Origin of the sequence: Vibrio sp. 10N.222.52.C3, assembly GCF_041474195.1 — a bacterium.
Classification (GTDB): domain Bacteria; phylum Pseudomonadota; class Gammaproteobacteria; order Enterobacterales; family Vibrionaceae; genus Vibrio; species Vibrio crassostreae_C.
On the sequence record NZ_JBFRTQ010000212.1, the window covers coordinates 1 to 12,754 of the forward strand.

The 12,754-nt window shown below is 43.6% G+C and carries 12 protein-coding genes and 1 other RNA gene; 8 read left to right on the top strand and 5 right to left on the bottom strand.

What is annotated here, in order from left to right:
* Positions 1 to 196: 196 nt before the first annotated feature.
* A complete protein-coding gene (locus tag AB4517_RS22200; RefSeq protein ID WP_019823920.1) occupies positions 197 to 1,471 on the bottom strand; it encodes a dicarboxylate/amino acid:cation symporter in 1,275 nt (424 codons plus the stop codon).
* Between the two features lie 388 nt (positions 1,472 to 1,859).
* Positions 1,860 to 2,441, bottom strand: coding sequence for a nucleotide exchange factor GrpE (gene grpE / locus AB4517_RS22205; RefSeq protein ID WP_017069543.1), 582 nt, complete (start codon positions 2,439 to 2,441; stop codon positions 1,860 to 1,862).
* 143 nt (positions 2,442 to 2,584) lie between these two features.
* Here grpE and nadK point away from each other — a divergent pair, with 143 nt between their 5' ends.
* The 3 genes from nadK to bamE all read left to right on the top strand — a co-directional run bounded on the left by nadK (position 2,585) and on the right by bamE (position 5,953).
* Positions 2,585 to 3,469, top strand: coding sequence for an NAD(+) kinase (nadK, locus tag AB4517_RS22210; RefSeq protein WP_017066747.1), 885 nt, complete (start codon positions 2,585 to 2,587; stop codon positions 3,467 to 3,469).
* A gap of 292 nt (positions 3,470 to 3,761) precedes the next feature.
* Entirely contained in the window at positions 3,762 to 5,426 is a 1,665-nt protein-coding gene (gene recN / locus AB4517_RS22215) for a DNA repair protein RecN (protein ID WP_017059862.1), read from the top strand.
* 167 nt (positions 5,427 to 5,593) lie between these two features.
* Positions 5,594 to 5,953 (top strand): outer membrane protein assembly factor BamE, encoded by a 360-nt coding sequence (bamE, locus tag AB4517_RS22220; protein ID WP_010438918.1) that lies wholly within the window; start codon positions 5,594 to 5,596, stop codon positions 5,951 to 5,953.
* A 178-nt stretch (positions 5,954 to 6,131) separates the two neighbouring features.
* Here bamE and AB4517_RS22225 read toward each other — a convergent pair whose 3' ends face one another.
* Positions 6,132 to 6,440, bottom strand: coding sequence for an RnfH family protein (locus AB4517_RS22225; protein ID WP_016796754.1), 309 nt, complete (start codon positions 6,438 to 6,440; stop codon positions 6,132 to 6,134).
* 3 nt (positions 6,441 to 6,443) lie between these two features.
* The gene (locus AB4517_RS22230) at positions 6,444 to 6,872 is read right to left on the bottom strand and encodes an SRPBCC family protein (RefSeq protein WP_010438915.1); all 429 of its coding nucleotides are present in this window, start codon (positions 6,870 to 6,872) and stop codon (positions 6,444 to 6,446) included.
* Between the two features lie 119 nt (positions 6,873 to 6,991).
* Here AB4517_RS22230 and smpB point away from each other — a divergent pair, with 119 nt between their 5' ends.
* The 3 genes from smpB (at position 6,992) to AB4517_RS22245 (ending at position 9,002) form a co-directional block, all read left to right on the top strand.
* Positions 6,992 to 7,477 carry an SsrA-binding protein SmpB gene (smpB, locus tag AB4517_RS22235; RefSeq protein WP_004735156.1) on the top strand — a complete coding sequence of 162 codons (486 nt, stop codon included), beginning with the start codon at positions 6,992 to 6,994 and terminating at the stop codon, positions 7,475 to 7,477.
* Positions 7,478 to 7,543: 66 nt separating this feature from the next.
* Positions 7,544 to 7,910: a transfer-messenger RNA gene (gene ssrA / locus AB4517_RS22240) on the top strand.
* A gap of 174 nt (positions 7,911 to 8,084) precedes the next feature.
* Positions 8,085 to 9,002: a DUF6236 family protein gene (locus AB4517_RS22245; RefSeq protein ID WP_102393636.1), complete on the top strand. Its 918-nt coding sequence runs from the start codon at positions 8,085 to 8,087 to the stop codon at positions 9,000 to 9,002.
* Here AB4517_RS22245 and AB4517_RS22250 read toward each other — a convergent pair.
* A complete protein-coding gene (locus AB4517_RS22250; RefSeq protein ID WP_017071865.1) occupies positions 8,999 to 9,553 on the bottom strand; it encodes a recombinase family protein in 555 nt (184 codons plus the stop codon). The genes AB4517_RS22245 and AB4517_RS22250 overlap by 4 nt on opposite strands.
* Positions 9,554 to 9,951: 398 nt before the next feature.
* Between AB4517_RS22250 and yfcC the strand changes: the two genes are divergently transcribed.
* Both yfcC and AB4517_RS22260 read left to right on the top strand, forming a co-directional pair.
* Positions 9,952 to 11,430 carry a putative basic amino acid antiporter YfcC gene (gene yfcC / locus AB4517_RS22255; RefSeq protein ID WP_017071864.1) on the top strand — a complete coding sequence of 493 codons (1,479 nt, stop codon included), beginning with the start codon at positions 9,952 to 9,954 and terminating at the stop codon, positions 11,428 to 11,430.
* Positions 11,431 to 11,558: 128 nt separating this feature from the next.
* Positions 11,559 to 12,566, top strand: a complete 1,008-nt coding sequence (locus tag AB4517_RS22260; RefSeq protein WP_017059743.1) for a succinylglutamate desuccinylase/aspartoacylase family protein — start codon at positions 11,559 to 11,561, stop codon at positions 12,564 to 12,566.
* The last annotated feature ends 188 nt before the right edge of the window (positions 12,567 to 12,754 follow it).

The following is a 12,754-nucleotide window of genomic DNA, read 5'->3' on the forward strand; positions in this document are numbered from 1 at the left end:
TATTATATGTGATCTATATTAAAGATTGAAAACTGATGACCCATTCAGCGCGAGTAAAAAGAAAAAATGAGACTTCGCACCAACATAGCCCCCTCTTTTAACTCAGCAGCAGACAGCCCAAAGCACTTATCATCAGAAACAAAAAAGCCCCGCTCTCATTGAGCGGGGCTTCTAATTATCGAATCTTAATTAAGAATTATGCTTCTGCTTTTTGCAGCTCAGCTTCTTCGTTAGCTTCAACGCCGATTTCGTTTTCAGATTTCGCTACGATAGTGTTAACCGCAGTATCACCAACAACGTTAGAAGAAGTACAGAACATGTCACAGATACGGTCAACAGCAGCAACAATCGCTAGACCTTCTGGTGGCAAACCTAGTTGGTGCAATAGAACACCGACCATAACCACACCGCCACCAGGAACACCACCAGCACCGATAGACAGTAGCAGGATAGTTAGACCAAGAGTGAAGATATCAGCAGTATTGATTGGCTGACCAAACGCGTTTGCTACGAACATAGTTGCGAGTGCAATGTAGATAGATACACCAGACATGTTCATTGTTGCACCTAGTGGTACACCGAAACCTGCTACTGACTTAGATACGTTTAGTTTGTCAGTAAGAGTACGCATTGTTACTGGGATTGTTGCGTTCGAACTTGCTGTAGATAGTGAGAATAGAACTTGCTCACGAGTTGCACGTAGGAACTGCTTTGGAGAAATACCAGTGAATGAACCAACCATCATTGGATAGAAGAAGAAAATCCAGAACACAAGCATTGCAACCACAAGCGCCACATAGCCAGCAACTGACATTAGCGTGTCTGCATCCAGTGTTGCGCCCAGTTGAATCATCAGAGCAAATACACCGTAAGGCGCCAAGCTCATTACTAGGCCGATAAGCTTCATCATGATTTCGTTAGCCATCTTGAATGTCTTGATAGCTGGGCCACCACGAGAATCAAGCGCTTGAATAGCAAGACCTGTCAAAATTGCCATGAAGATGATTTGTAGCATGTCGCCGCTTGCGAACGCTTCTACAGGGTTGCTAGGAACGATGTTAACAACAAGAGAGAAGATGTCTGGTGTTTCAGTTGTTGTAAGCGCAATTGTCTCAGAAACCGTACCCGCAAGGTTCGCACCTGCACCTGGTTGGAAAATAAGACCAATCGTTAGCGCTGCTGAAATCGCGATGATGGTGTTAATAATGTAAAGACCAAAGGTTTTACCACCAAGACGACCAAATGAACGAATATCTTTTAGCTCAACAATACCGCAAACAATAGATACGTATACAAGAGGAACTACAAGCAATTTGATAAGTGATACGAACATACCACCAGCACCTTCGGCAGCGCCAAGTAGATACGTATCAAAAATAGCAATACCGCTGAATAGGTACTGAATAGCAGTACCAATAAGTAGACCGGCGAACAAGCCTACAAAAATTTTACTTGAGAGCGATTTATCCATCGTTCTTCTCCAGTTTGTTGTGTTTGAAATTTGTACTTTTATAGTTATATATGCGACCAAAATCGCTATATGGCAGTGGATTTTACATACAAAGATAACAATTAAAAGTATTTATTTACAAAAACACTACAAATGTGACATCAAAACATTTACTCAATCACAACAAGTTTCATAACACAAAACTCTAAATCGCTGATCTGAATGAAATAAAAAGAACGACATTCTTAATGCGGTTTTGATGCTTATTTACGTGGACTCTCAAGTTATAGGCACAAAAAAAGAGAGGCCTATACCTCTCTTTTTATTTTACGCAAACCAGTGATTTATTTTGTCGCTGCGACTAACTCAGTCAATGCACCAGTCAATCACTTGGCAACGTAATTCGTCATTACTTAGCAACCATAACCATCGCTGGGCGAACCACACGACCGTTTAGTTCGTAGCCTTTTTGCATCACAAACATAACCGTGTTCGATTCGTGATCTGGGCTTTCTTGAATAGACATCGCTTGGTGGAATTCAGGGTTGAACGCTTCACCTTCAGGGTTGATCTCTTTAAGACCAAACTTAGCAACTGTGTCTACGAACGTTTTGTGCGTTAGCTCAACACCTTCATACAGTGGCTTAACCACTTCGTTTTCAGCGTCTGCCGCTTGCATTGCACGCTCTAGGTTGTCGATTACAGGAAGCAGACCTTCAGCAAACTTGTTCAAAGCGAATTTACGCGCTTTATCAATTTCTTGTTCGCTACGGCGACGCATGTTTTCAACTTCAGCTTTCGCGCGAAGAACAGAATCTTGCTGCTCTTTCACTTTAGATTCGCTAGAAAGCAGTGCAGCTTCCAGTTGAGCGATTTTTGCTTCCTGCTCATCAGCAGCGTCTTCATTCAGTTCAGCTTCTTCAACTTTCTCAGCTTCAGCGATGATCTGATCTAGCTCTGCTTCGGTTACTTTGTTTTCTTCGTTGCTCATGATATCTCCAGAATTCGTTTTCAATGCAAGTGACAGGCGTGTTTGCGCCCCAAATTGATATAAAACACTCGCATAGACGTTCAACTTGCCTTTATTATGGGGATGAAGAATTTTGATTCAAGCCTAATTCGTTTGGAAACGTTATGAAAAAGCCATTTGAAGTCATCGCCATTATCGGTAAACCTCGAGATCAGCAAGCAATTCAGACTCATAGAGAGCTCTATCAGTGGTTAAGTGCTGAGGGTTATCAAGTGTTTGTTGATGACAGACTCGCCACTATTTTGGACGACATCCCAAAAGAACATTTTTCTAGCCTGATTGAATTAGGTAAACGCGCCGATCTCGCTATTGTGGTCGGTGGTGACGGAAATATGCTCGGTGCCGCTAGAATCTTGTCACGTTTCGACATTTCAGTGATTGGTGTTAACCGAGGCAATCTTGGTTTCCTAACCGATCTCAACCCTGAAAACTTCCAGAGTGCGCTTACTGATGTACTCAAAGGCGAGTTCATGGAAGAAGAGCGCTTCTTACTTGAAACGGAAATTCATCGTCACGGCCAGATAAAAAGCCACAATGCAGCCCTTAATGAGGCTGTACTGCACCCCGGCCAAGTTGCTCACATGATCGAGTTCGAAGTATATATCGATGACAGCTTCGCCTTCTCACAGCGCTCTGATGGCTTAATCGTCTCAACACCGACAGGTTCTACCGCCTACTCGCTTTCCGGCGGCGGCCCTATCCTGTCATCAAGCCTAAATGCTATCTCACTCGTGCCAATGTTCCCGCATACCCTTTCAAGCCGCCCATTAGTGGTGGATGGCAAGCGTCGTATTAAGCTTATCGTATCGCCTGATAACCGTGGAACTCAGGAGGTGAGCTGCGATGGTCAAATCTCACTGCCTGTTTCTCCTGGTGATGAGATCCACATTTACCAAAGCCCGAATGTACTTAAGTTGATCCATCCTAAAGACTACAACTACTACCATGTTCTACGTAACAAACTAGGTTGGTCGAGTAAGCTGTTCTAAAAGAATAAACGCTCCAGTGGTAACCGAAAATTTGAAAGGCTGACGACATTCGTCAGCCTTTTTATTGCCAGTAAAAGCCCGTCGGCTCTAGCTTCTCTGCAGTTCCTTATACCTCCACTCCCAAGAGGGAGGAACGACTGAGTTGGGAATCTATAGCGGTTTCAGTGATCTACGAACAACCTCAATTCTGATAACGGTCGCAAAAAATTTTCACCTGTCGACTTTACTGTATAAAGAAACAGTATATACTGAACTTATATACAGTATTGTTCAGTTATACAGGTAAATAAAAATGCTGGCTCATTTAAGTGTTAATAATTTCGCTATTGTTAAGTCTTTACAGCTAGAACTATCTAAAGGCATGACAACAATCACCGGGGAAACTGGTGCGGGTAAATCTATCGCTATCGATGCTTTAGGCTTATGTCTTGGGGGAAGATCCGATGCAGGAATGGTTCGACAAGGTGAAGAAAAAACCGAAGTCAGTGCCGCTTTTTTACTTGAGAACAATCTGCATGCAACCCGCTGGTTAGAAGACAACGAATTGCTTGATGGCAGTGAGTGCATCCTGCGCAGAACCATCTCAAAAGAAGGTCGTTCTCGTGCATTCATCAACGGTAGCCCTGTCCCTCTTTCGCAATTGAAATCACTTGGACAACTGTTGATCAACATCCATGGTCAACACGCGCATCACCAGTTGATGAAAAGCGATTATCAAATGGCCATGCTTGATCAATACGCAGGCCACTTGAACCTATTGAAATCGACACGTAATGCTTACCAAGCATGGCGACAAGCGGATAACCACTTAAAAGAGTTACGTGAGAATAGCCAGCAAAACCAAGCTCAAAAACAACTTCTTGAATACCAAATCAAAGAGTTAAATGAGCTGTCTATTGGGGAGGAAGAATATGAAGACCTCGAACAAGAGCATAAGCGCCTCTCCAATAGCGGAGAACTGGCCACAACCTGTCAGCAAGCTATCGAGCTTATTTATGAAGGCGAAGAAGTTAATGCGCTTGGTATTCTGCAATCGGCCAATAACTCCTTAATTCAGTTAGCTGAGCTAGATGAAAGATTGGCCGAGTTACCGAACTTGCTTTCTGAAGCCATTATTCAGATCGAAGAGACCAACAACGAGTTAAGAACCTACCTAGACAGCATTGATGTTGATCCCGGTCGTATGGCTTACGTTGAGGAGCGTTTCTCTAAAGTGATGTCGATGTCTCGTAAACACCACGTGTTACCTGAAGAGCTGTATAAGCACCATCAAGACTTACTACAACAAGTTGAAGCGCTTGATTGCTCTGATGAAAAATTGGAAGAACTGGCCAACGAGGTAGAAAACCAATACCAATCGTTCGTTGCTAAATCAGAGAAGCTTCATAAATCTCGAACTCGTTACGCAAAAGAGCTCAACAAGCTGATCACGCAAAGCATGCACGAACTGAGCATGGAAAAAGCGCAGTTTGCCATTGAAGTGAACAACACCAACACACACCCTTCTCCATTGGGTATGGATAACGTGACCTTCATTGTTTCGACCAACCCAGGCCAACCAATGCAGCCGATTGCGAAAGTGGCCTCTGGTGGTGAGTTATCACGAATCTCACTGGCGATTCAGGTGATCACAGCGCAAAAAGTGGATACACCAAGCCTGATTTTCGATGAAGTCGATGTGGGTATCAGTGGACCAACCGCTGCGGTTGTCGGAAAAATGCTACGTAAGCTGGGCGAATCGACACAAGTTATGTGCGTGACTCACTTACCTCAAGTTGCCGGTTGCGGTCACCAACAACTTTTTGTAGCGAAGAACACGAAATCAGGTAAAACCGAGACTCAAATGCACACGCTTGATGAGCAACAACGCGTTTCAGAGCTTGCTCGACTGCTTGGTGGCAGCCAGATTACCGAATCGACGCTTGCCAATGCAAAAGAGTTATTAATCGCAGCATAGGTTACATATTCAGCAACTTTCTGATAATTTACCGAAAATTCTTGGCAATTTTGCAACTTAATTCAAAATTGCCAGTCATAACAAGCTCAAAGCGCAAGGAGCTTTTTACTTCTTGCTGGAGCTTGTTTATTATCAGGTAGTATTTTAGCGAAGAAAGATCTCAAACTATGCGAATTAAAAAGTGGTTAGTTGCAGTTCCACTTGCACTAACAATGTTGACCGGTTGCTCTCTATTAGAGAAGTTGGTTTATCGAATTGACATCAATCAGGGTAACTATGTTGAACAGGAAGCTGTCGATCAGCTCAAGTTTGGCATGACAAAAACACAAGTTCGTTACGTTATGGGCTCACCTATGCTTATCGAAAATGGCTACCCAGATACGTGGTACTACATTTACCACCACACAAAAGGCCATGAAGACTCGATTCAAAAAAATCTTGTTGTTAACTTTGATGCAACGGGCACCTTAGTGACGATCAATGGTGATTTTGAAGCCAGTGATGAATTCTTCGAAAGCCTTCGCTAGCTTTCAACTAACAAAGCTTTCCAGTCAAAAGCAAGAATCGCAAAAGCCTGCTCATATGAGCAGGCTTTTTAATATCTGCTAACAAATGAGACTGTAGACTGTAGACTGTATTGTCTAACAAACAGATGAAAAAAAGCTCGCTAATGCGAGCTTCTTTATCATTCAAATTTGTTTGGTATTACGATTTAGCCGCCGCTTTCGCTTGTTCAGCACGCTTACGGCGAATTTCTTTTGGATCGGCTAAGAGTGCTCGATAAATTTCGATACGATCTTTATCTCGAACGGTTGCATCTAACTTAACGTTGCGGCTGTATACGCCAACTTTATTTTTCGCCAAGTCGATTTCTGGATACAACTCTAAAACACCAGACTGCGCAATAATCTCTTCAACGGTCGCGTTCTTATTTACCACTAAGGTAAATACACGCTGCTCATGTGGAAGCGCAAACACAACTTCTACGTGGATCATATCTGATTCAATAGTCATGGCTTAGTAAACCTGTTTCGCTCGTTGAGTAAAAGCACTGACCATATTGCTTGTCAGTTCATTGAAAATCTTGCCAAATGCCATTTCAATCATTCGACTAGAAAATTCAAACTCTAGTTTAAGTTCAACCTTACATGCTTGGTCGTCTAGAGGAGTGAAATACCAGCCCCCCTCCAGCTTCTTAAACGGGCCATCTACCAGCTCCATTAAAATTTCAGCACCATCCGCCATTCGATTCGACGTAGTGAATGTTTTACTGATACCAGCTTTAGAGACATCAACCGAAGCCACCATCGCGGAATCTGAAGATTCGATCACACGAGAACCAGAACATCCTGGCAAAAACTCAGGATAACGAGCAACATCATTGACCAAGCTGAACATCTGGTCGGCACTAAAAGACACTAATGCTGAACGAGTAACCTTTGGCATATAGACTCCTGTTAAAGACAGCGTTACATTAACACAAACTGCAATTTTAATTGTATTGGGCCAGAGCGCAAATAAAAAGGATTCCCCATCTAGGGCGCATTCCGTATAATGAGGCCATTATGGCAAAGAATAAATCAAAATCAAAAGCCGGTAGTAATACCATTGCGCTTAATAAGAAAGCTCGCCACGAATATTTCATCGATGATGAGATAGAAGCGGGGCTTGAGCTACAAGGCTGGGAAGTAAAATCCCTACGTGAAGGCAAAACCAATATCGCAGAAAGCTACGTCTACATCCGAGACGGCGAAGCATTCATCAGTGGTATGACGATCACTCCGCTCACTCAGGCGAGTACTCATATCGTGGCGAACCCAACACGTATCCGTAAACTACTTATGTCGAGAAAAGAGCTCGACAACCTTATCGGTCGTATTAACCGTGAAGGCATGACACTTGTCGCAACCGCACTTTACTGGTCTCGCTCTTGGGCGAAGATTAAAGTTGGTGTAGCGAAAGGTAAAAAGCTGCACGATAAACGTACTGATATGAAAGAAAAAGATTGGGCGAGAGATAAAGCACGAATTATGAAGAGTAATTTGCGTTAATTTTAAGCACTTAAACGCACAGTGCTAGACAGGGTAAGCTTTTCTGGTACTATGCAAATAACACTTGGGGCTGATTTAGGATTCGACAGGAATTTTGAAGTCTGAGGTGCATGCCGTGGGGCGGTTGGCCACGTTAAAAGCCGCAAAAAAATAGTCGCAAACGACGAAAACTACGCACTAGCAGCTTAATAACCTGCTCAGAGCTCTCTTACCCTAGCTTCCGCTCGTAAGACGGGGACCAATAAGAGATCAAACCCAAACTAGCTAGCGTGGCTTCTCCCACCTGAGAGGAAAAGCGCGAATTATAATTCAGGTTAGCCTTTAACTAGCGTGTCGGTTCGCAGGTTGCTGGTGAAATTAAAGATCGACTAAGCATGTAGTACCAATGATGAATGATTTTTGGACGCGGGTTCAACTCCCGCCAGCTCCACCAAACGTTTGGAAACAGCGTTATTTCAATAGGTTAGCGCCTTTTGGGATAGCGCTGTTTTTGTATGGGTGCCACAGTAAAGTGCCACACTTCATAAAGTCTATTCTCTTCCTTTCCCCTATTCAACACCTTGCATTATCATAATAACCTAACTATCTGAGTGTAAGGCGATTATCAATGGAAAGAGGTATTGTTCTATCTCCTCAATTTGAGTATCCAGAAACAGGTGGGGCTTTATTTCGTTCTGCTACTGATGATTTTGAGTTACGTAAGTACCTACTTTATTGGGATAAGATTGAAGTTCCTAAATGCTCCTCGATAGAGTTTGATTGCTGGCAGTTCCAAGAACTAGAAAAAGCTGGTGCGTTACAACGAACTCGACATGGAGAAAAACCTCGCTCGCTTGGAATGCGCATGGAACAAAGCAGTGTGATTAATGTATCTAACTTTATGACTGCTGAGATTGTTGATTGCACTGATGTAACCCTAAGCAAAAAGGCTGGAGATGAAATCCTTGCTTCACATGAAGCAATTTTTAAACAGCTCAATGAAGCACATCCAGGCTTATGGTCTAAGGCTCAAATCTCGGATAGCATTCTCACCACAACTCCTGTAGATAAAGAGAGTATTGAACTGGAGCTTCACGGTTTACTACCCGTCCCTACTGTTAGCACACACTTCGATTCTATACTTGAATTTAAGTACAAGCATCATGATGAACTGCTCGCGTTCCGTAGTTACCTAGATGAACTCTACCAGTCAGTGCTAACTGCTGGTGACATACCTAGAGCAAAAAATACCGCAATGATTAAGCTGGAAGCTTCCATTAGAGATGTCAATCGCACCTTAGAACAGTCCAAAATAGACATTAGTGTCGATAGCCTTCGCTCTGTGATTTCAGATACAACTGGTATCCTAGGCTTAACTCTTGCTGCACTAGGTACAGCATCGCAATTTGGTTTTGACCCGTTAAAAGCTGGCTTAGCTGGTGCAGCAATAGGAATTGCACCAAAACTAATACGCCAATCATCCGACTCCACTCCAGCGGAACTCATGTACCTCAAGAGCGTGAGAAGAGAGTTTAAACCAGCTTAATACTCTCTAGCGTCAAGGAGCCGATACAGTGTCGCACGACCTATTCCTAACTCCTTGGCTGCTTTAGCTTTAGGTACACCGTTATCCAATAGCTTCTGCACATCCTCTTTCGTCACCTGTGCTTTCGGTCTACCTATGTGTTTACCAGCTGCCTTCGCTGCTGCTATCCCCTCAGCCTGACGCTCTTTAATCAATTCCCTTTCCATCTGTGCCACTGCTGCGAGTATCCCTAGTACACCTTTCTGCGCTGCACTCATTACACCATCGAATCTCATTCCTTCCTTGTGGAACTGTACCGATACACCTTTCTGGTTCATCTGCTCCACCAGCCCTACAGCATCACCTGCACCGCTACGACAGATACGGTCTAGGCTGTGAACATGCAGCACATCACCATCCCTGACATAATCCAAGCACGCCTGTAGCTGTGGTCTGTCTACTGTCTTAGCTGATACCTTTTCCTCGAACACCTTATCCAGTTTCACATCTGCTAACTGTCTGCTGGTGGACTGCTCTGCTGTACTAACTCGAATGTAACCTACGTTCGCCATGCTTACTCCTAGTGTCTCAAAACCTCTTAACACTTACAGGATTGCATGTATCAAAACCCTAAGTCAATGCTTTTGAGACAACCTTAGATACAGTCTCATAAGGTATAGTTTTTTATATATCCAGAGTCGCTCTATGAAACTTACCGCACTGCTTAAAAAGCACCTGAGCTAGGACTTTTTACCTCTAAATAAAACCAGGCAATAACAAGTTAAAAATAAAAACCATCATGCCACGCAAAAACAAGAACATAACACCACCAAACAAGCCAAAAACCAACTTAAAATTGACATTATATGCTTAATTAGTGATATTTTATGCCAATCTTAATTATAGCTAAAAACTGACAATGAGCACGACAACCACAACATCGGATACCATCCAAAATAAGACATGGAAAATGCCAGATACTCTGGTGCTAATTTTCTTTATCGCGTTGCTTGCGACTGCAATGACATATGTCATACCTGCAGGCATGTTTGAAACACAAGACATCAGCTATGTTTCTGATGGTGCAGAGAAAACTCGTACCGTTCTAGATCCAGCTTCATTTGCCTATCACACCGACCCCCAAGGCAACCCGATTTACAATACTGTCGGACTATTCGCCAGCGGTGGTGATATCGGCTTAATGAACTTCGTATTTGAAGGTTTAGTGTCTGGATCTAAGTGGGGTTCAGCAATCGGCGTTATCATGTTTATGCTTGTGATTGGCGGTGCTTTCGGCATTGTGATGCGCACAGGTACTATTGATAACGGTATCTTGCGTCTCATAGACAAAACCAAGGGCAGTCAATCTCTTTTCATTCCAGTATTATTTGCACTGTTCTCGCTCGGTGGGGCTGTATTTGGTATGGGTGAAGAAGCCGTCGCCTTTGCCATTATTATCGTGCCGCTAATGGTACGTATTGGCTATGATGGTATTACTACGGTAATGGTGACGTACGTAGCGACTCAGATTGGTTTTGCTGCTTCTTGGATGAACCCATTTTCTGTTGCTGTTGCCCAAGGCATTGCTGGTGTACCTGTCTTATCTGGGGCATCGGTGCGTATCGCTCTATGGGTTTTCTTCACCGCGCTCGGCATCGCTTTTACGATGTGGTATGCGAATTCGGTAAAGAAAGACCCTTCGAAATCTTACAGTAAAGCTGGTGATGTTTACTTCAAGAAGCAACAAGGAGACTTGACTCAATCACGTTGGAATATCGGCGATACGTTGGTGATTCTCACCGTGATAGCGAGCATGACCTGGGTTATTTGGGGTGTAGTGGTTCACGCATGGTACATTCCTGAAATTGCCTCTCAGTTTTTCACTATGGGATTTGTTGCTGGCTTAATCGGTGTTATTTTCCGATTAAATGATATGACCATCAACGACATGGCCGATTCATTTAAGGAAGGCGCAAGTGTGATGCTAGCGCCCGCTATTCTTGTGGGTAGTGCTAAAGGTATCTTGCTGATTTTAGGCGGCGGCAGCGATGCAACCGAGCCAAGCGTACTGAATTCAATCTTAAGCAGTGCGGGCGGTGTGATTAGTGCATTGCCAGAAGCGATGGCTGCTTGGCTGATGTTCGCCTTCCAAGCTATTTTCAACTTCTTTGTAACGTCAGGATCAGGGCAGGCAGCTCTAACGATGCCATTAATGGCGCCACTCGCCGATTTAGCAGGTGTGACTCGTCAAGTCGCGGTTTTAGCATTCCAGCTAGGTGATGGCTTTACCAATATCATCGTCCCAACATCAGCTTCTTTGATGGCAACACTAGGTGTATGCCGCATTGACTGGGGTGATTGGGCAAAATTCTGCTGGCGCTTTATCGTGCTGCTATTCTGCTTGTCGAGCGTTATTATTGTTGCGGCTCACCTGCTGGGTTTTGCATAACAGCGCCTTTCAATATTTACGTGTATCTCAATGGGCAGTTTACTGCCCATTTTTAATCACAGCTTTCAATAACAATCATCCAACACAGACTCAGAATAGATTGTGAACCAGAGACAAAGGAAACTAGTGTGAGAAAAACTACTTATACCAATGATGTTCTAAATGGACACCCTGTAATATCTCAACTCAATGTTGATGACTTACCGATGGGATGCCATCGTTTCTGGTTTGAGGCACAAACTAACGGTGTTGGTCAAAATCATCATTTACCTGTGGTCGTCTATCGCGGTGAGCAAAGTCAAAATGCTCGCAAAATAATGGTAACGGCAGGCGTTCATGGTGATGAATTAAATGGAGTTATTACCGCACAGAAGGTCATTCAAAAGCTCGTAAACGAGGAGATACACGGCACAGTCATCATTATTCCGATGATTAATGTGTCAGGTATGTTGATGCACAGCCGAGATTTTATTTCATCGGATCCGGATGCATCCCCAGCAAACCTTAACCGTATATTCCCTGGAAACCCGAACGGTGATGCCTCACAACGTTTTACACATTCAATTTGGCAGAACCTACTCAGCCATAATGCGGATCTTGCTATCGATCTGCATACCCAAACTCGCGGAGCAGAGTATCCTTTGTATGTCTTTGCCGATTATCGAATCCCCGCAGCAATCAAAATGGCTCGATTGATCAATCCTGACTGTATTTTTGATGATCCAGGTGATGATGGCGTTTTAGAAACGCAGCTCAATAAAAGTGGTACGCCCGCTATCACCGTCGAGGTTGGTTCTGGAAAGGTTTTACAACCCGACCTCATTGAGCGTTCAGTGAATGGCGTGATGAATATCCTGCACTCGGAAAATATCATCTCTACAAAGATAGATCAGCCTCACTATGCCTGCTTTGAAGGCAAAGAAACGGTGACCATTAGAGCCAATGTCGGTGGTTTCGCTCTCCCTCAAGTTAAGGTCAGTGAATCAGTACAATCAAAACAATTGATTTCAATTCAATATGATAGTTTTGGTTCTGAGAAACAACGTTATTACGCCCCTGCTGATGGCTATGTACTCAGTGTCAATCAAGATCCGATGCGTGAACCGGGCGCTTTGTTAGTCAGACTATTGAAGTAACACGTCACTTCATCAAATGGCTCTTTACTGATGGCATTTGAGTCGTTAACCCATATTGTGAAAAGGGGATAACTCGGCAGAGCTATCCCCTTATTATTACTTATAAATATTAATCACTTACTGTGATCGGTATGACTATGATTAGTATTACTGCTGAGAAAGCCCAGTACCACTGCGCCAACCATGAC

Bases quoted from the DNA above. Each gene is read 5' to 3' on its own strand.
- AB4517_RS22200 (WP_019823920.1), bottom strand. From the start codon at position 1,471: ATGGATAAATCGCTCTCAAGTAAAATTTTTGTAGGCTTGTTCGCCGGT.
- grpE (WP_017069543.1), bottom strand. From the start codon at position 2,441: ATGAGCAACGAAGAAAACAAAGTAACCGAAGCAGAGCTAGATCAGATC.
- nadK (WP_017066747.1), top strand. From the start codon at position 2,585: ATGAAAAAGCCATTTGAAGTCATCGCCATTATCGGTAAACCTCGAGAT.
- recN (WP_017059862.1), top strand. From the start codon at position 3,762: ATGCTGGCTCATTTAAGTGTTAATAATTTCGCTATTGTTAAGTCTTTA.
- bamE (WP_010438918.1), top strand. From the start codon at position 5,594: ATGCGAATTAAAAAGTGGTTAGTTGCAGTTCCACTTGCACTAACAATG.
- AB4517_RS22225 (WP_016796754.1), bottom strand. From the start codon at position 6,440: ATGACTATTGAATCAGATATGATCCACGTAGAAGTTGTGTTTGCGCTT.
- AB4517_RS22230 (WP_010438915.1), bottom strand. From the start codon at position 6,872: ATGCCAAAGGTTACTCGTTCAGCATTAGTGTCTTTTAGTGCCGACCAG.
- smpB (WP_004735156.1), top strand. From the start codon at position 6,992: ATGGCAAAGAATAAATCAAAATCAAAAGCCGGTAGTAATACCATTGCG.
- AB4517_RS22245 (WP_102393636.1), top strand. From the start codon at position 8,085: ATGGAAAGAGGTATTGTTCTATCTCCTCAATTTGAGTATCCAGAAACA.
- AB4517_RS22250 (WP_017071865.1), bottom strand. From the start codon at position 9,553: ATGGCGAACGTAGGTTACATTCGAGTTAGTACAGCAGAGCAGTCCACC.
- yfcC (WP_017071864.1), top strand. From the start codon at position 9,952: ATGCCAGATACTCTGGTGCTAATTTTCTTTATCGCGTTGCTTGCGACT.